Genomic DNA, 17,949 nt, shown 5'->3' with positions numbered 1-17,949 from the left:
TTCCCTTGCTGGACCGCGCGTCAGCGATGCCCGAGTTTTCGGATGGCGTCAACGACGCGAGAGACCTGCGATCCCTTGGATCCCTTGACCAGCACAACATCGCCTGCGTCGATCAGGCCCATGACGGCGTCGGCCATGTCATCGGCCTGCGGTGTCCATTGGCCGCGCAGGTCGGCCGGCAGAGCGTCGAACAACGCGCGCATGCGCGGCCCGGCACAATGGACCGTGGTCAGCGCCGCCAGATGCGGGCAGTCCGCGAGGTCCGCGTGCATCTGTATCTCGTCCGGTCCCAGTTCCAGCATGTCCCCCAGGATCGCGATACGGCGGCCGGTCTGGATCAGACCGACGCCATCGCGCGGCGTGCTGGCGGCAAGAACCTCCAGCGCTGCCGTCATTGATGTGGGATTGGCGTTAAAGGCATCGTCGATCAGGTCAATCGTGCCACCATCCTGGCCTTGGTCGACGATCACCTGTTCGCGCGTGCCGCGGCCCTGCGGCGGCAGCCATTGCCCCAGGTTCATGGCCGACTGCGCGGGGTCCGCCCCCAGCGCATCGGACACGGCCAGAACGGCGACGGCGTTCATGGCGAAATGGCGGCCAGGCACGGACAGTTTGCACAGATATGCTGTTTCGGCATGCCGCGCCTCGATGATCGTGGCCGCATCTGTGATGCGCACATCACCAACCCGCCAATCGCCCGAGGTTCCAAATGTAACAATTTTAGCCCCGTATTGCGCGGCAACATCGCGCAAGATGTCGGATGTGTCCAAATCCGCATTCAGGATCGCGGTGCCACCCGCCGTCAGACCCGCGACGATGGACGCCTTTTCATGGGCAATGCCCGCCAGATTTTCGAACGCCTCGAGGTGGGCAGCCGCAACGGTAGTGACCAGGGCCACATGCGGACGTGTCAGTTGCGACAGCGGTGCGATTTCGCCGGGATTGCTCATGCCGATCTCGATCACCGCATAGGTGCAATCGGCAGGCATGCGGGCCAGCGTCAGCGGCACCCCCCAGTGGTTGTTGTATGACGCCTCTGCGGCGTGGGTCGCCCCCTGCGGGGCAAGTGCGGCGCGCAGCATTTCCTTGGTCGATGTCTTGCCCACCGATCCGGTGACGGCAACGATCCGTGCAGCCGTGCGGGCGCGCGCGAACCGCGCGAGATCAGCCAGCCCGCCCAGAACATCGCCCACGATCAACAGCGGCGCGTCATCGCCAACCCCTGCGGGGCGATGGGTGACGAGGGCCGCAGCAGCCCCTTTTTCAAGTGCCTGTGCCACGAAATCATGTCCGTCACGGGCCGCAGTCAACGCCACGAACAGATCGCCCGGCTGAATCGTGCGGGTATCGATGGACACGCCCTGCGCCTGCCAGTCTGCCGTCGTCGTGCCGCCGGTGGCCGCCACCGCGTCGGCACTGGTCCACAGCACGGTCATATCCGCCCCTCCAGTGCGGCGACGGCGACACTGGCCTGTTCGGCATCGTCGAATGGCAGCACCGTGTCGCCGACGACCTGACCTGTCTCGTGTCCCTTGCCGGCAATCAGCAGCGCATCGCCGGGGCCAAGCGCGTCGATCCCGCGCAGGATCGCCTCGGCCCTGTCGCCCACCTCGATCACCTCGGCGCTGTCTTGTGCGGTCGCCCCCGACAGGACCGCAGCCCTGATGTCGGCAGGCCGTTCGGACCGGGGGTTGTCGTCGGTCACCACCACCAGATCGGCATTGGCGGCCGCCGCCTGCCCCATCAGGGGGCGTTTACCCTTGTCGCGGTCACCACCGGCACCCACCACCACGACGATACGACCCATCACATGCGGCCGCATCGCGCGCAGGGCCGTCTGGATCGCATCAGGAGTATGCGCATAGTCGACAAAGACCGGCGCGCCGTTTTCACGGGTTGCCACCAGCTGCATCCTGCCACGCACGGTCGTCAGCCTGTCCAGGGTCGCAAACACGTCCCCGGCGATGGCACCCGCCGCAATCGCCAGACCACAGGCCACGACGACATTGTCGGCCTGAAATCCGCCGATCAGGTTCAGACGCGCGCGGAACGGACGATCCTGCCACATCAGCTGCAGATCCTGGCCGGTATCGTCAAAACGCTGGCCCACGATCCGCAACCGCGCATCGGGACTGCGGCCCGTGCCGATCACCTCGATCCCGCGGGCGGTGCACAGGCTGGCAACCTCTTGGCCGCGTGGATCATCAAGGTTGATGACCGCCACGCCGTCCTGCGTCAGCACCCTGGTGAACAGGCCCATCTTGGCCTCGAAATAGGCGTCGAATGTTTCGTGATAATCCAGATGATCCTGGGTAAAGTTCGTAAATCCGGCGGCCGCCAGCACGACGCCGTCCAGACGCCGCTGATCCAGACCATGCGATGATGCCTCCATCGCGGCATGGGTCACGCCGTCCTCTTCGGCCTCGGCCAGCACGCGGTGCAGCGTCACCGGATCGGGTGTTGTGTGATGCAAGGGCGCAGTCCAGGCGCCTTCGACCCCCGTCGTGCCAAGGTTGATCCCCGCATAGCCCAGCAATTCCCAGATCTGCCGGGTAAAGGTCGAGACAGAGGTTTTCCCGTTCGTGCCGGTGACGGCGACCATGACCTCGGGGTGGGCCCCGAACCACAGCGACGCGGTCTGCGCCAGCGCCTGACGCGGGTCCTGCGCGACGATCAGCGCCGCATCGCTGGTGGCCAGCGCATCGGCGGCAAGTGCCGCACCTGCGGCATCCGTCAGGATGGCAGCAGCGCCCTGCGACAACGCCTTTTCGACATAGGCCGCACCGTGGACCGTCGTGCCCGGCAGGGCCGCGAACAGGTAACCGCGCCTGACCGCGCGGCTGTCGGTTTCGACACCCAGAATGCGGGGGTTCCGACCGCCACGCGCGTGCAGGCCGAGGTCCAGCAGGGTCTTGATCTCGGACATTGTCGTTCTCCGGCGGGCGTCAGTTCGAGGAGAGTGTTACACTAGCCTGCACGGTGGGTTCAATCTGTGGTCTGATTCCCATCAGCGGTGCGACGCGCCGTATCATTTCCGCCGCGACCGGCACCGCGGTCCAACCAGCCGTGCGCCGCGGATCGTCGCCCGCACTTTCGACAGGTTCGTCCAACGTCACGACCACCACATACTGCGGATCGGATGCAGGAAAGAGCGATGCAAAGGTCGTGATGGTCTTGTCGTCGTAGTAGCCACCGCCGTTGGCCTTTGGTTTGTCGGCCGTCCCGGTCTTGCCCGCGACCTGATAGCCCGCGACCTCGCCCATCGAGGCGGTGCCGCGTGTCACCACCTGTCGCAGCATATCGACGGATCGCAACGCAACCTCTGATCGCATGACGCGCGGACCGACCTGCGCCGCATCACGCCGCAACAGGGTCGGCGTCACCCGCGTGCCACCGTTGGCGATGATCGCATAGGCCTGTGCCAGATGCAGCGGCGAGGTCGAGAGGCCGTGGCCAAATGAAATCGTGGCCGTGTTCACCTCGCCCCAGCGCGGCGGCAGCAGGGGACGCCCTGAGGGTGCCTCTGACAATTCGATCAGCGTGGGTTCGGTCAGGCCCAGGTCCGCAAGGAATTCCTTTTGCCGCTGGCCACCGATTTGCAGGGCGATGCGGGCCGTGCCGGTGTTGGACGATTCCACGATCACATCGGTCGCGGTCATGGCGGGGTCCATGCGGTGAGAATCGCGGATCCGCTGGCGGCCAAAGGTCAGCGGCCCAGTGGTGTCGATGATCGTAGCAGGATTGATCAGCCCCAGTTCCATCGCCTGAGCGACGGCAAAAATCTTGAAGGTCGAACCAAGCTCATAGACCCCCTGGACAGCGCGGTTGAACAACGGACTGTCGGACTGGTCGCCCGTGGTCAGCACGGGCGGGCGATTGTTTGGATCGAAATCCGGCAAGGAGGCCAGCGAAATGATCTCTCCGGAATGGATATCCATAATGATGGATGCCGCACCCTTGGCATTGAGCAATGCCATCCCCCCTGCCAGCACCTCTTCGGCAGCGGCCTGCACGGTCAGATCCAGCGACAATTCCAACGGTGCGCCTTCGTTGGCGGGATCACGCAGCAGGTCGTCGAACCGGCGTTCGATCCCGGCAACACCGATGACCTCGGCGCTGGACACGCCTTCGCGTCCGTAGGACGCGCCGCCCAGTACATGCGCCGCAATCGGCCCGTTGGGATACAGTCGCATTTCGCGCGGTCCGAACAACAGACCCGGCGACCCGATATCGTGCACCTGCTGTAATTGTTCGGGCGAAATCTGGCGGCGGACCCAAACGAATTTGCGCGAACCGGTAAAGTCCTTGAGCAGCCGTTCTTCGTTCAGATCGGGGAAGATTTCGGCCAGTTCGCGTGCCGCCCGTTCGGGTTCGATCATCTGGTGCGGCTGCGCATACAATGCGTGCGTCGCGAGATTTGTCGCCAGAATACGCCCGTTGCGGTCCACGATGTCGGCTCTCTGGCCGATAATGGGATTGCCGCTGTCCACGACGCGCGGTTCCTCGGGCATCGAGCCGGCCAGCGTGGACATCCGCACCCCGATGGTTCCAAACGCCAAGGCAAAGGCAGCGCCCAGGATCAGCAAACGCGATTCCGCCCGGGCGCGGCTGCGATCGGCCATCGCCTCGTGCCGCAGTCGCAGGTTTTCCTTTTCGATGGCGGACGGGTCCTCGCCCGTCTCGCGGGCCTTGAGGACGCGGGCAAGCGGGCGCAGCGGCGTGCGGATCACAACGGGTCCTCCTCGGTAGATGGACCGATCGAGGTCACATCGATGGGGTTGGTGATCGGCAGGATATCAGGGATCGGATAGACGATATAGCGCGCGTCACCAAAGCTGTCGGGCGACAACGGCAGCAGACCCAGCCGGTCAAAGTTCAGCTCTGCCAGATCGGTCAGTCGGTCCGGGCGGTTCAGATAAGCCCATTCCGCACGCAGCATGCCCAGACGTTCATGCGCATCGCCGATCTGCGCCTGAAGGCGGCGGACGTCCTTGATCGCCGTCTGCGTGCGATAGTTTTCCTGATAGGCCCAGAACCCTAGCCCCATCACGGCCAGGGCAGCGGCGATATACATCACGAAACGCATCATCGTTCTGATTTCCTCAGTGGCATGCCCAGGTCGGCGCGGGCGATGGATTCGGCCGGGGCGTCGGTGCGGGTGGCGACCCGCAATTTGGCCGAACGTGCACGGGGGTTGGCCGCGACCTCTGCGGCATCTGCCGCGATCGCCTTGCGGGTTTTCTGGGTAAAGGCGGGTGTGACCTCTTCCAGTGCGGGGGCATAGCGGTTGGCATTTGCCGTCGTTCCGCTGCGCGCCTGGATGAAGCGTTTGGCCATGCGGTCCTCGACCGAATGAAATGTCACGACGGCCAGCTGACCGCCGGGGCGCAATGCGCGTTCAGCCGCCATCAGGCCTTCGGCCAATTCACCGTATTCGTCATTCACCGCGATGCGCAGCGCCTGGAATGTCCGCGTCGCAGGATGCGACTGGTTCGGTTTCGCGCGCGGCAGACAGGATTCGACGATTTTTGCCAGTTGCAGCGTGGTCGTGATGGGCCGGGCCGCAACAATCGACCGCGCGATCCGGCGGCTCATCCGTTCCTCACCGTAAAGATAGATGATGTCTGCCAGTTCCGATTCCTCGGCCCCGTTCACCAGATCAGCCGCCGAAGGTCCCGATTGCGACATACGCATGTCCAGCGGGCCGTCACGCATGAACGAAAACCCGCGCTCTGCCAGATCCAGCTGCATCGACGACACGCCCAGATCCAGCACCACCCCGTCGAGGTCCTGCGCATAGGTGTCCAGTTTGGAAAATTCGCCAGCAACACAGGTGATGCGGTCGCCGTAGCCTGCAATCCAGTCCTGCGCCATCTCGAATGCCAGCGGATCGCGATCCACCGCAATGACCCGGTCGGCGCCTGCATCCAGCAGGCGGCGGGTGTAACCGCCTGCCCCGAATGTCCCGTCCAGCCAAGTGCCGGCTATCGGCGCACAGGCGTCGATGATCGCGTTGATCAGAACCGGAATGTGGGGGGCGTCGCTGGCAGATGACATCAATCAGACCCTAATCGACCAGGCTCATCGGGTCGAAATCGGCACCCTGCTCTTCAATCCAGTCATCCAGCGGGGCGTCAACCTCACCTTCGAAGTTCTCGAGCTTCCAGATCTGGAATGAATCGCCCTGCCCCATGAATTTCAGCTCGCCCTCGACGATGCCCAACTTCTTGCGAAACGCCAGTGGCATCACGACGCGCCCGTCCTTGTCGACGGTCAATTCGTCCGAATAGCCCATGAACAGGCGGCGCAGCTTGGATTTGTTGGGGTTGCTGTCGGGCATGTCCAGAATCCGCCGCATCTTGGCGTTGAATTCGGTCATGGTCATGATCTGCAGGCTTTCGCCCAGATGATTGCCGAATAGGATCTTGGCCTGCATGGGTTTGTCGGGGGACCATTCGGGGTCGCCGGCCTCGATCACGCGTCGAAATTTGGCCGGGATGGACATGCGCCCCTTCCCATCCACTTTCGACTGAAACTGGCCTGTAAAACCCAGGTCCACCGTGATCCTTCCTGCCCGCCCCAAATGCGTCCTTGAATGTGGAAACGGCGGATTGAGATAGCTGCCACTACTCAACCCGCCGTCTCGTGCCCTTTGGAGTAAGGGCGGGACCAGCTGCGCGCGCCATCTGGGGGGATGTCTGCTCGCTCGCGCGCCGGATCGCTTTTTCAGTAAAAACGAGGCCTGTATGAAACCTGACTTTTTGCCGGTGGGGTCTTTGGCGCCCCTTGTTTGTCTGCCCGTCGTTACCGTGAGCCAGTTGTGCCATGTCACCTATCATCCGGCAACGCCTAAAATGGGAATTCTGTGAATCACGCTGAACATCACACCGATTCACGCGGCCGTGATCCGTAGGTTATCCACAGACAGAAAAATACATTTACCGCCCCTGTGGATAAAAAACACTACATCTAGTTGAAATTTGATCGGTTCCAGAAAGTTCACAATGGCCAAAAAAAGTTTTCATTGTCGCTGCGAGTCGGAGGGTCGTCGTGTCGATCACGCATCAGTCAAGACCCTATAGCGCACAGAATCGCAGAATTTTTCCGGCGTAAAGCTGAGAATCGGAAACGCCCCGGACGATGTCCAAGGCGATTCACAGAGATTCAGAATCTATCGGCGAATCCGGGTCGCGGTATCCCGTCAGGCCATGCCGCCGTCGATGAACCGCCGAGCCAGCGCGGCATAGGCGTCGGCAACAGGACCCTCGCCAGCCGCAACAGGCACGCCGGCATCACCTGACACACGGGTTTGCAGATCAATGGGCAAAGCACCCAGGAACGGCAGACCCAGCGCCTCGGCCTCGTGGGCAACACCGCCGTGACCGAATATCTGGGTTTCCTCACCACAATGCGGGCAATGAAAGGTACTCATGTTTTCCACCAGACCCAGGATCGGCGTCTTGAGCGTGCGGAACATGTCCATTGCCTTGCGGGCGTCCAGCAGCGCCACGTCCTGCGGTGTGCTGACGATCACGGCGCCGGTCAGTTCGGTTTTCTGCGCCAGCGTCAGTTGCACGTCGCCGGTTCCGGGTGGCAGGTCGATGATCAGAACATCCAGCTCGCCCCATTCCACCTGCCCCAGCATCTGTTGCAATGCCCCCATCAGCATTGGCCCACGCCAGACCACTGCCTTGGCCGGGTCAACCATCAGACCGATCGACATCATGGTGACACCGTGCGCCTGCAACGGAATGATCCGCTTGCCGTCGGGACTGCCGGGGCGTTTGTTCACCCCCATCATGCGCGGCTGGCTGGGGCCATATATATCGGCATCCAGCAGACCGACCCGCCGCCCCTGCCGCGCGAGCGCGACAGCGAGGTTGGATGATACGGTCGATTTGCCCACGCCACCCTTGCCAGACCCGATTGCCAGGATGCGATCGACCCCGGCCACACGCACGGGACCGGCCTGCGGCGTCGGATGACGCCCCACCTTGAGACTGGGAGGCGCATCGCCTGCCCCCGCTGGCGCGGTTTTGGGCGCACTGTGCGCGGTCAGAACGGCAGAAACATCCGTCACACCGTCAATCGCCCGAACAATGTCCACCGCCGCCGCGCGGATCGGTTCCATGCGCGCGGCCGTTGCAGCGTCCGGTGCCTCGATCACGAAACGGACCGTTCCCCCATCGATCGTCAGCGCACGGATCATGTCGCGCGATACCAGATCACCGCCGTCCGGTAGACCGACGCGCCCCAGTTCCGATGTGATTGTCTGTTTATCCAGCGCCATGCGGTGCCCCCTTCGATGCGGTCATGCGATACCGCGCGCACACTGGTCCCGGCGTGCCCAAGGTGCAAGTGCCCCGAAAACCCAAGCGTAAAGGATTTGTAACAGACCTAGAGTAACTTGCGCCTGCTGCATAGCAGCATTGACGAGACAGCTATTGTGCAGGTGCAGCATAATCCTAGATATTGGTCACAAGCAGCAAACAACGCTGAACACAACAAAGACGAGAAACAACATGGCTTACACAAACACGAACGTCGCGCCGTCCCTGACCCAGCGTTTCGCTGGTTTGCGCAAGCAGATCGCCGACGCCGCTGCAAAGCGCCGCGTCTATCGCAACACGGTAAACGAACTTTCCGCGCTGACCAACCGCGAACTGGCCGATCTGGGCATCTCCCGCTCGATGATCCGCAGCATCGCAACCGAAGCAGCCTACGGCAACTGAATTCCAATCGGGAAAGAACCAACCTCCTCCCTGGTTCCGACCTGACAGCGCCGCCCGCCACCTCCTCCCTTCAGGTGGGCGCGCATAACACAAAGCGGCGGCCCTGACCGACCTCCTCCCCGTGTTGGGGTCGCCGTTTTGAACAACAGAATACGGGCGCTGCACCTCCTCCCGCGGTGGCCCGGATGACCCGGATAGATGGCTACCTCCTCCCAGCCGGATATTTGGGTAAAGACCTGGGTCCGCCGCTCTCCTCCTCCCTGCGGTCGGACCCATGCAGACAGCGGTGGTGGTCACCTCCTCCCGGCCATCACCGCACCCTGAATTTGCATACGGACGCTGCACCTCCTCCCGCGGCAGTCCGCATCGTCGGAACCCTCTACCTCCTCCCGGAGGGCCCGACGCCGGCGCAAGCCCGACCTCCTCCCCGAGGTTTGCGCTCACAAATGGAAAGGCGATGCGCACCTCCTCCCGCGCGTCGCCTTTTTCATTTGTGGTCTGAATTTAAATCAGGCGCGCAGGTCCTTCGGGCTTCCCATCACCATATAGCTTGTGATCGACCGCACATGCGGCACGGTGCCCAGGGTATCGGAATGAAACGCCTTGTAGGCGGGCAGATCCGCCACCTCGACCCGCAGCATGTATTCGAATGCGCCTGCCACATTGTGACATTCCACCACGTCCGGCGCGATCGACATTGCGTGCTCGAACGCCTGCTGCGCAGCCTTGGTGTGTTCTGACAGCCCCACGGCCACATAGACCACAAAGGCGCGTCCAGTCTGCACAGGGTCCAATCGCGCACGATAGCCGCGGATCACGCCGCGGCGTTCCAGATCCTGAACCCGCCGCAGACAGGCAGACGGTGACAGGCCGACGCGGTCTGCCAGCTCCAGATTGCTGATGCGTCCATCCGCGGCCACCGCACGCAATATTTCAGCGTTTATTCTGTCAATTTCGTTCATAAATGCAAATTTAGCAATTTAGGCACCATCTTTGCAATCCAGTGCAATCTGATACGCGGTATGATTGTGAGATGGAAAATGTCACGCTCTACCTGCTCTTTCAGTTTGCCTTTGTCAGTTCGGTCACACCGGGGCCGAACAACTTGATGCTGATGGCGTCCGGCGCGAACTACGGATTTCGCCGGACGATCCCGCATATGTTCGGCATCAGTCTGGGCCATTCCTTTATGGTGGCGATGATCGGCTTGATCTTGTTGCGGGTGTTCACGGCCTATCCCGTGCTGAACACGATCCTGACCGTGCTTGCGGTGCTGTATATGTCGTGGCTGTCATGGAAAATCGCGACAGCGGTCCCGCCAGAGACCTCGCAGGTCAAGGGCAAGCCGTTCACGTTTCTCCAGGCCGCCGCGTTTCAATGGGTCAACCCAAAGGCATGGGTCATGGGGATCACTGCGATTACCGCATTTGCCCCGCAGGACCGCCCCGTCTGGGTGGGCTCATTGATCGTGGCTGGCGTGTTCCTGCTGTCCAATCTGCCCGCGATCACCATCTGGGCGGCCCTTGGCGTGCAGGTCCGCAGGTTTCTGGGCACCGCCCGCAGGCTACGCGCGTTCAACGTGACGATGGCCGCACTGCTGATGGCATCGCTGATCCCGATGATCTGGCACTAGAACGGCACATCCGACGCGGCATCTGCGGCCACAACGAATTTCGCGACCACATGTTTGTCACCCGCCTTGTCAAAGGTGATAGACAGCTTGTCGCCCTCGATCCCCTTGATTTCGCCGTAACCGAACTTGGTATGGAATACCCGGTCGCCGGTTGTAAACGCGCTCACGGCCGTCATGTCGATCGTCATGTTGCGCGCCTCGGCCGGTTGCGACACGCCACGGGTCTGGCCCCGCGCCTGCAACCGTCGCCACCCCGGAGAATTGTAGACATTCGCGTCATGCGCCTTTTGGTGCAGGTCCGACATGGATTCTTCGCGCAGTTTGGGCGACGCGTTGGTGGACATGCCCGCCGCGCCATAGCCGCCACCGTACAGCCCCGGCGGCGTCAGCACCTCGACGTGATCCTCGGGCAGCTCGTCAATGAACCGCGACGGCAGCGCCGATTGCCATTGCCCGTAAACCCGGCGGTTGGCCGCAAAGGAAATCGTGCAGATCTCTTCGGCCCGCGTGATCCCGACGTAGGCAAGGCGGCGTTCCTCTTCGAGGCCTTTCAACCCGCTTTCATCCATCGACCGTTGGGACGGGAACAATCCGTCTTCCCATCCCGGCAGGAACACGGCGGGAAATTCCAGACCCTTGGCGGCGTGCAGGGTCATGATGCTGACCTTTTCGCCGTCCTGTTCGGTCTCGTTGTCCATGATCAGCGCGACATGTTCGAGGAAACCCTGCAGGTTCTCAAAGTTATCTAGCGCCTTGACCAGTTCCTTGAGGTTTTCCAGACGACCCGGTGCTTCTGGCGTCTTGTCGTTTTGCCACATGCCAGTGTAGCCGGATTCATCCAGGATCATTTCGGCCAGTTCCTGATGGGTGTCCGATTCCTGCCTGACCTGCGCGTGCCAGCGGTCCAATCCGTCGACAAGCACGCCGAGCTCGCGCAGCCCCTTGCCACCCAACAGCTTGCCCTGCACCACGATGCGGGCACCTTCGACAAGGCTTACTCCATTGGTGCGCGCGGCCCGCTGGATCGTCTGCACGGCCTTGTCGCCCAAGCCCCTTTTGGGGGTATTCACGATCCGCTCGAACGCCAGATCATCCTCTTGGGACACGGCAAGGCGGAAATAGGCCATCGCGTCGCGAATTTCCAAACGTTCATAGAATCGCGGACCGCCGATGACGCGGTACGGCAGACCAATGGTCAGAAACCGGTCCTCGAACGCGCGCATCTGGTGGCTGGCACGCACGAGGATCGCCTGGTTGTCCAGGCCGACAGGGTCCTGCCCGCGCGTGCCACGTTGCAGCGCCTCGATTTCCTCTCCAATCCAGCGGGCCTCTTCTTCGCCGTCCCAATGGCCGATCAGGCGGACCTTCTCGCCGTCTTCGGCGTCGGTGAACAACGTTTTTCCCAGACGCCCCTTGTTGGACGCGATCACACCCGATGCCGCGGCCAGGATATGCGGCGTGGAGCGGTAATTCTGTTCCAGCTTGACGACTGTGGCGCCCGGAAAATCAGTCTCGAACCGCAGGATGTTGCCGACCTCTGCCCCGCGCCAGCCATAGATCGACTGATCGTCGTCGCCCACGCAGCAGATGTTTTTATGCGCAGAGGCCAGCAGGCGCAGCCACAGGTACTGGGCCACGTTCGTATCCTGATATTCGTCCACAAGGATGTAGCGGAACCAGCGCTGATACTGGCGCAGGATATCCTCGTGCGTCTGAAAGATCGTGACCATATGCAGCAACAGGTCACCGAAATCGCAGGCGTTCAGGTCCTTGAGCCGGGCTTGGTAGGCCGCGTAGAGTTCGACCCCCTTGTGATCGAATGCGGCGGCCTCGGCCAATGGCACCTTGTCGGGGCCATAGGCCTTGTTTTTCCAGCCGTCGATGATCCCGGCCAACATGCGCGGCGGCCAGCGCTTTTCGTCGATGCCGCCTGCAACGATCAACTGCTTCAACAACCGCAACTGGTCGTCGGTGTCCAGAATCGTGAAATTTGACTTCAGCCCGACAAGTTCGGCATGACGACGCAACTGCTTCACACAGATCGCGTGAAATGTGCCCAGCCACGGCATGCCTTCGACCGTTTCGCCCATCAGGCGGCCGACGCGGTTTTTCATCTCGCGTGCGGCCTTGTTGGTGAACGTCACCGCCAAAATCTCATTCGGGCGGGCGGTTCCCGTATGCAACAAATGCGCGATCCGCGCGGTCAGCGCGCGGGTCTTGCCGGTGCCGGCACCCGCCAGCATCAGAACAGGACCGTCCAGCGCTTCGACCGCAGCGCGCTGCGCGGGGTTCAGCCCGTCCAGATAGGCGGCATTCCCGCCAAAGCGTGCAGCCACACCCCCTGCCCGCGCCCGTTGCGACAGCGGCACGGCGGCCTCGAATGCGTCATCTTCTGAAAAATCATTCATCCCTCTTTCTTAATGCTTCGCGTAAAACAAAGAAACCCCTCGTTCACGTTTCGTTCACGCAACACGACGTCCCTTTTGCAAAACTCTTGCCGCAGCGATATCCGCATCGTCACGACTTCCATCCTCTGATGCAAAGCCCTAGCGTGGCTCGCATGAACCTGCACAGCCGCTATCCCGCCATCGCCGATCTGCGCGCCCGCGCGCGCCGCCGGATTCCGCATTTTGTCTGGGAATATCTGGACTCGGCAACCGGTGATGAGTCCGCGCTGGCCCGCAACCGCGCGGCACTGGACGCCGTGCTGTTGCAGCCCTCGATCCTGCACGGTGAATTTACCCCGGACCTGAGCGTCAGCATGATGGGGGCCACCTATCCGCTGCCATTCGGCATCGCCCCGGTCGGCATGTCCGGGCTGGTCTGGCCAGGCGCGGAACGTCTGCTGGCACGCACCGCCGCCACGGCAGGCATCCCTTACGGCATGTCCACTGTCGCGACCCAGACCCCAGATGACGTCGCCCCCCATCTGGGCGAACATGCCTGGTTCCAGATCTATCCGCCCCGCGATCCGCAGATCCGCGCCGACATGTTGCGCCGCGCCCGCGACGCCGGATTCGGCACGCTGGTCCTGACGGTGGATGTGCCCGTCGCATCACGCCGGGAACGGCAGACACGCGGCGGCCTGACGAACCCGCCGCGCCTGACGCCCCGGCTGGCGATGCAGGCGGCGATGTGTCCGGCCTGGCTGAACGGCATCCGCCAGACGGGCATGCCGCGCATGCGGCTGATCGACAGCTACAGCGATACCACCGCCGCCCTGCCGTCCACGGCACACGCAGGCTATCTTTTGCGCACCTCGCCCGACTGGGATTATCTGCATGCGCTGCGGGCAGCCTGGGATGGGCCACTGGTGGTCAAGGGCGTGCTGGATGCAGGCGACGTCCCCCGCCTGGGCGAGGCCGGGGTCGATGCGATCTGGGTCAGTAATCATGCAGGGCGGCAGTTCGCCGCCGCCCCTGCAACAGCGGACGTGCTGCCCGCTATCAGTGCAGCCACCGACCTGCCGATCATATGCGATTCCGGGATCGAGGGCGGTCTGGATATTCTGCGCATGATCGCGCTGGGGGCCGATTTCGTGATGCTGGGCCGCGCGTTCCACTATGGTCTTGGCGCGATCGGGGACGCGGGGGCCGCGCATGTCATCGACATACTCAAACAGGACATCATCGCCAATATGGGGCAACTGGGGACGCGAAAACTGTCCGAGCTTCCATCGCGGCGGGTCCGTTAACGCTAACACCAACACTGGACATCCCCGTTGCACCGCTTAACAATGCTGCAACTGCGAAAGGATCACATCATGGCCGACTTCAAGAAAATACTGATTGCAAACCGAGGCGAAATCGCGATCCGGGTCATGCGGGCGGCCAATGAGATGGGCAAAAAGACGGTCGCCGTCTTTGCCGAAGAGGACAAGCTGTCGCTGCACCGGTTCAAGGCCGACGAGGCCTACCGCATCGGCGAGGGTCTGGGCCCGGTTGCCGCCTACCTGTCCATCGAAGAGATCATTCGCGTGGCCAAGATGGCCGGCGCCGATGCTATTCACCCGGGCTATGGCCTGCTGTCGGAAAACCCGGATTTCGTGGACGCCTGCACGGCGGCGGGCATCACGTTCATCGGCCCCAAGGCAAAGACGATGCGCGAATTGGGCGACAAGGCCAGTGCCCGCCGCGTCGCCATCGAGGCCGGCGTGCCGGTCATCCCCGCCACCGAAGTGCTGGGCGAGGACATGGCCCTGATCAAGAAGCAGGCAGCCGAGGTCGGCTATCCCCTGATGCTCAAGGCCAGCTGGGGTGGTGGCGGTCGTGGCATGCGCCCGATCATGAACGAATCCGAGCTGGAGGAAAAAGTCCGCGAGGGCCGCCGCGAGGCCGAGGCCGCATTCGGCAACGGCGAGGGTTATCTGGAAAAGATGATCATGAAGGCCCGCCACGTCGAGGTGCAGATCCTGGGCGACAGCCACGGCGAAATCTATCACCTGTGGGAACGCGATTGTTCCGTCCAGCGCCGCAACCAAAAGGTCGTGGAACGCGCCCCAGCCCCCTACCTGTCCGAAACGCAGCGCGAGCGTATCTGCAACCTGGGCAAGAAGCTGTGCGCCCATGTGAACTATGAATGCGCAGGCACGGTCGAATTCCTGATGGATATGGACTCGGGCGAATTCTATTTCATCGAGGTGAACCCCCGCGTGCAGGTCGAACACACGGTCACCGAAGAGGTGACAGGCATCGACATCGTGCGCGCCCAGATCCTGATCGCCGAAGGCAAAAGCATCGTCGAGGCGACCGGTTGTGCGTCGCAATATGATGTCCAGCTGGACGGCCACGCCCTGCAATGCCGGGTCACGACCGAGGACCCGCAGAACAATTTCATCCCCGATTACGGCCGTATCCAGATGTATCGCTCAGCCACCGGCCCCGGCATCCGCCTGGACGGCGGCACCGCCTATTCCGGTGCGGTCATCACGCGCTACTACGACAGCCTGCTGACCAAGGTGACCGCCCGTGCGCCGACGCCCGAAATGGCCATCGCCCGCATGGACCGCGCGCTGCGCGAATTCCGTATTCGCGGCGTCAGCACCAACATCGCATTCGTCGAAAACCTGCTGAAACACCCGACGTTTCTGAACAACGAATACCACACCAAATTCATCGACGAGACGCCGGAACTGTTCGATTTCAAGGCGCGCCGCGACCGCGCCACGAAGATCCTGACCTATATCGCCGACATCACCGTGAACGGGCATCCCGAAACGGCCAACCGTCCGCGGCCAGCGGCAGACGTGAAAATGCCGAAAGCCCCGGTCAAGACAGCCTCCGATGTGCCCGACGGCACGCGCCAGATCCTTGATCGTGACGGTGCTGCCGCGGTCGCCCAATGGATGAAGGACCAGCCGCAGCTGCTGATCACCGATACCACCATGCGCGACGGTCACCAGTCGCTGCTGGCGACCCGGATGCGGTCCATCGACATGGTCACCATCGCCCCGACCTATGCCACCAAGATGGCCGGTCTGTTCAGCGTGGAATGCTGGGGGGGGGCCACCTTTGATGTGGCCTACCGGTTCCTGCAGGAATGCCCGTGGCAGCGTCTGCGCGATATCCGCGCAAAGATGCCCAACGTCATGACGCAGATGCTGCTGCGCGCCTCGAACGGTGTTGGCTATACCAACTATCCCGACAACGTGGTCCAAAGCTTTGTCGCGCAGGCCGCCACATCAGGCGTCGACGTGTTCCGCGTGTTCGACAGCCTGAACTGGGTCGAAAACATGCGCGTTGCGATGGATGCGGTGATTGACAGCGGCAAGGTCTGCGAAGGCACGATTTGCTACACCGGCGACATGCTGGATCCCGACCGGGCGAAATACGATCTGAAATACTACGTCGGCATGGCCAAGGAGATGGAAAAGGCCGGCGCACACGTCCTTGGCCTCAAGGACATGGCGGGCCTGCTCAAGGCACCGGCGGCGGCGCAGCTGTTCAAGGCGTTGAAGCAAGAGGTCGGCCTGCCGATCCATTTCCACACGCACGACACCTCAGGGGCCGCGATTTCGACCGTCCTCGCGGCAGCCGCCGCTGGCGTGGACTGCGTCGATGCCGCCATGGACGCATTGTCCGGCAATACCAGCCAGCCGACCCTGGGGTCCATCGTCGAGGCGCTGCGCGGCAGCGACCGCGATACCGGCCTCGACATTGCAGCGATCCGCGAAATCTCGAACTACTGGGAACAGGTCCGCGCGCATTACCTTGCCTTTGAATCCGGCCTTCAGGCCCCCGCGTCAGAGGTCTATCTGCACGAAATGCCCGGTGGGCAGTTCACCAACCTGAAGGCACAGGCGCGCAGCCTCGGCATCGAGGATCGCTGGCACGAGGTCGCCCAGACCTATGCGGATGTGAACCGGATGTTCGGCGATATCGTCAAGGTCACGCCGTCATCCAAGGTGGTGGGCGACATGGCCCTGATGATGGTCAGCCAGAATCTTACTCGCGCACAGGTCGAAGACCCATCGGTCGATGTGTCATTCCCCGACTCGGTGATCGACATGATGCGCGGCAGCCTGGGCCAGCCGCCGGGCGGATGGCCCGACGCGATCCAGAAAAAGATCCTCAAGGGCGAGAAACCCAGCACCGACCGTCCTGGCAAACATCTGCCGCCCGTTGATCTGGAGGCCGCGCGGAGCGAGCTGGCCGACAAGCTGGGCACCGCGATCGACGACGAGGATCTGAACGGCTACCTGATGTATCCCAAGGTCTTTACAGACTATGCGGCACGTCACGATCTGTATGGTCCGGTGCGCACGCTGCCGACCAAGACGTTCTTTTACGGGATGGAACCCGGCGAAGAAATCAGCGCCGAAATCGACCCGGGCAAGACGCTGGAAGTACGCATGCAGGCCGTGTCGGAGATGAGCGAGGACGGCGAGGTCAAGGTCTTCTTTGAACTCAACGGTCAGCCGCGCACGATCCGTGTTCTGAACCGTCTGGCTGCCGCCGACCGCGTCAGCAACCCCAAGGCCGAACTGGGCAACCCCAACCACATCGGCGCGCCGATGCCGGGTGTGGTGGCCTCTGTCGCCGCACAGGTTGGCGCAAAGGTCAAACAGGGCGACCTGTTGCTGACCATCGAGGCAATGAAGATGGAAACCGGCATCCACGCCGACCGTGACGCGGTAGTCAAGGCAGTGCATGTCACAGCCGGTGCCCAGATCGATGCCAAGGATCTGCTGATCGAATTCGAAGACTGACAGACAAAGGGTGCCGGGGGCGCTGCCCCCGCGCCTTGCGGCGCTCCCCCGGAGTATTTCGGGCAAGATGATGCACCTGCGGGACGGCGGGTGGGGCGTCTTTGCGGCGTGCCGCAAACAGCGACATCCGGCGTCACGGGGGACTTTCGAAAACTTAAGTCGCCTTTGTGCAAAAAATCCACTTGCAGCCAAAAAGCCGGGACGGTAAAGCCTGCCTCACTTGATGATGCGGGCGTAGCTCAGGGGTAGAGCATAACCTTGCCAAGGTTAGGGTCGGGCGTTCGAATCGCCTCGCCCGCTCCATCAAGAACCGAACTGGTGCGCGGGCGTAGCTCAGGGGTAGAGCATAACCTTGCCAAGGTTAGGGTCGGGCGTTC

13 protein-coding genes and 1 tRNA gene are annotated in these 17,949 nt (G+C 62.5%); 5 read left to right on the top strand and 9 right to left on the bottom strand.

Features of this window, described 5'->3' with window-relative positions; all coding sequences use genetic code 11:
• Positions 1-20: 20 nt before the first annotated feature.
• The 7 genes from LGQ03_RS00070 to LGQ03_RS00040 form a co-directional block, all read right to left on the bottom strand.
• Positions 21-1,436, bottom strand: coding sequence for a UDP-N-acetylmuramoyl-tripeptide--D-alanyl-D-alanine ligase (locus LGQ03_RS00070; protein WP_226746765.1), 1,416 nt, complete (start codon positions 1,434-1,436; stop codon positions 21-23).
• Positions 1,433-2,926 (bottom strand): UDP-N-acetylmuramoyl-L-alanyl-D-glutamate--2,6-diaminopimelate ligase, encoded by a 1,494-nt coding sequence (locus tag LGQ03_RS00065; protein ID WP_226746764.1) that lies wholly within the window; start codon positions 2,924-2,926, stop codon positions 1,433-1,435. The genes LGQ03_RS00070 and LGQ03_RS00065 overlap by 4 nt, the downstream gene beginning before the upstream one ends.
• Before the next feature lie 19 nt (positions 2,927-2,945).
• Positions 2,946-4,730, bottom strand: coding sequence for a peptidoglycan D,D-transpeptidase FtsI family protein (locus LGQ03_RS00060; protein ID WP_226746763.1), 1,785 nt, complete (start codon positions 4,728-4,730; stop codon positions 2,946-2,948).
• Positions 4,727-5,086, bottom strand: a complete 360-nt coding sequence (ftsL, locus tag LGQ03_RS00055; RefSeq protein WP_090159196.1) for a cell division protein FtsL — start codon at positions 5,084-5,086, stop codon at positions 4,727-4,729. Before ftsL ends, LGQ03_RS00060 begins: the two co-directional genes overlap by 4 nt.
• Positions 5,086-6,057, bottom strand: coding sequence for a 16S rRNA (cytosine(1402)-N(4))-methyltransferase RsmH (gene rsmH / locus LGQ03_RS00050; protein WP_090158870.1), 972 nt, complete (start codon positions 6,055-6,057; stop codon positions 5,086-5,088). Before rsmH ends, ftsL begins: the two co-directional genes overlap by 1 nt.
• A gap of 10 nt (positions 6,058-6,067) precedes the next feature.
• Positions 6,068-6,505 carry a division/cell wall cluster transcriptional repressor MraZ gene (locus LGQ03_RS00045; protein WP_143056786.1) on the bottom strand — a complete coding sequence of 146 codons (438 nt, stop codon included), beginning with the start codon at positions 6,503-6,505 and terminating at the stop codon, positions 6,068-6,070.
• Between the two features lie 696 nt (positions 6,506-7,201).
• Positions 7,202-8,290 (bottom strand): Mrp/NBP35 family ATP-binding protein, encoded by a 1,089-nt coding sequence (locus tag LGQ03_RS00040; protein ID WP_226746762.1) that lies wholly within the window; start codon positions 8,288-8,290, stop codon positions 7,202-7,204.
• Between the two features lie 232 nt (positions 8,291-8,522).
• Between LGQ03_RS00040 and LGQ03_RS00035 the strand changes: the two genes are divergently transcribed.
• Complete coding sequence (locus LGQ03_RS00035; RefSeq protein ID WP_056032087.1) at positions 8,523-8,732, top strand: DUF1127 domain-containing protein; 210 nt, start codon at positions 8,523-8,525, stop codon at positions 8,730-8,732.
• A 509-nt stretch (positions 8,733-9,241) separates the two neighbouring features.
• Here LGQ03_RS00035 and LGQ03_RS00030 read toward each other — a convergent pair.
• Positions 9,242-9,694 (bottom strand): Lrp/AsnC family transcriptional regulator, encoded by a 453-nt coding sequence (locus LGQ03_RS00030; protein WP_226746761.1) that lies wholly within the window; start codon positions 9,692-9,694, stop codon positions 9,242-9,244.
• Between the two features lie 71 nt (positions 9,695-9,765).
• Here LGQ03_RS00030 and LGQ03_RS00025 point away from each other — a divergent pair, with 71 nt between their 5' ends.
• Positions 9,766-10,365: a LysE family translocator gene (locus LGQ03_RS00025; RefSeq protein WP_226746760.1), complete on the top strand. Its 600-nt coding sequence runs from the start codon at positions 9,766-9,768 to the stop codon at positions 10,363-10,365.
• Here LGQ03_RS00025 and LGQ03_RS00020 read toward each other — a convergent pair.
• Positions 10,362-12,773, bottom strand: a complete 2,412-nt coding sequence (locus LGQ03_RS00020) for an ATP-dependent helicase (RefSeq protein ID WP_226746759.1) — start codon at positions 12,771-12,773, stop codon at positions 10,362-10,364. The genes LGQ03_RS00025 and LGQ03_RS00020 overlap by 4 nt on opposite strands.
• A 152-nt stretch (positions 12,774-12,925) precedes the next feature.
• Between LGQ03_RS00020 and LGQ03_RS00015 the strand changes: the two genes are divergently transcribed.
• The 3 genes from LGQ03_RS00015 (at position 12,926) to LGQ03_RS00005 (ending at position 17,875) form a co-directional block, all read left to right on the top strand.
• Entirely contained in the window at positions 12,926-14,059 is a 1,134-nt protein-coding gene (locus LGQ03_RS00015; RefSeq protein ID WP_226747250.1) for an alpha-hydroxy acid oxidase, read from the top strand.
• A gap of 69 nt (positions 14,060-14,128) precedes the next feature.
• Positions 14,129-17,572, top strand: a complete 3,444-nt coding sequence (locus LGQ03_RS00010) for a pyruvate carboxylase (protein WP_226746758.1) — start codon at positions 14,129-14,131, stop codon at positions 17,570-17,572.
• 228 nt (positions 17,573-17,800) lie between these two features.
• A tRNA-Gly gene (locus tag LGQ03_RS00005) sits at positions 17,801-17,875 on the top strand.
• Positions 17,876-17,949: the final 74 nt, after the last annotated feature.

Origin of the sequence: Loktanella gaetbuli, assembly GCF_020531945.1 — a bacterium.
In the GTDB taxonomy this organism is placed as follows: domain Bacteria; phylum Pseudomonadota; class Alphaproteobacteria; order Rhodobacterales; family Rhodobacteraceae; genus Loktanella; species Loktanella gaetbuli.
Note: the sequence above shows the minus strand (reverse complement) of the source record. Positions and strands in the feature narration are given on the sequence as shown.

Excerpts from the sequence above, each read along its gene's own strand:
- LGQ03_RS00010 (WP_226746758.1), top strand. The coding sequence starts at position 14,129 with ATGGCCGACTTCAAGAAAATACTGATTGCAAACCGAGGCGAAATCGCG.
- LGQ03_RS00015 (WP_226747250.1), top strand. The coding sequence starts at position 12,926 with ATGAACCTGCACAGCCGCTATCCCGCCATCGCCGATCTGCGCGCCCGC.
- LGQ03_RS00035 (WP_056032087.1), top strand. The coding sequence starts at position 8,523 with ATGGCTTACACAAACACGAACGTCGCGCCGTCCCTGACCCAGCGTTTC.
- ftsL (WP_090159196.1), bottom strand. The coding sequence starts at position 5,086 with ATGCGTTTCGTGATGTATATCGCCGCTGCCCTGGCCGTGATGGGGCTA.
- LGQ03_RS00045 (WP_143056786.1), bottom strand. The coding sequence starts at position 6,505 with ATGTCCATCCCGGCCAAATTTCGACGCGTGATCGAGGCCGGCGACCCC.
- LGQ03_RS00040 (WP_226746762.1), bottom strand. The coding sequence starts at position 8,290 with ATGGCGCTGGATAAACAGACAATCACATCGGAACTGGGGCGCGTCGGT.
- rsmH (WP_090158870.1), bottom strand. The coding sequence starts at position 6,057 with ATGTCATCTGCCAGCGACGCCCCCCACATTCCGGTTCTGATCAACGCG.
- LGQ03_RS00030 (WP_226746761.1), bottom strand. The coding sequence starts at position 9,694 with ATGAACGAAATTGACAGAATAAACGCTGAAATATTGCGTGCGGTGGCC.
- LGQ03_RS00070 (WP_226746765.1), bottom strand. The coding sequence starts at position 1,436 with ATGACCGTGCTGTGGACCAGTGCCGACGCGGTGGCGGCCACCGGCGGC.
- LGQ03_RS00025 (WP_226746760.1), top strand. The coding sequence starts at position 9,766 with ATGGAAAATGTCACGCTCTACCTGCTCTTTCAGTTTGCCTTTGTCAGT.
- LGQ03_RS00065 (WP_226746764.1), bottom strand. The coding sequence starts at position 2,926 with ATGTCCGAGATCAAGACCCTGCTGGACCTCGGCCTGCACGCGCGTGGC.
- LGQ03_RS00020 (WP_226746759.1), bottom strand. The coding sequence starts at position 12,773 with ATGAATGATTTTTCAGAAGATGACGCATTCGAGGCCGCCGTGCCGCTG.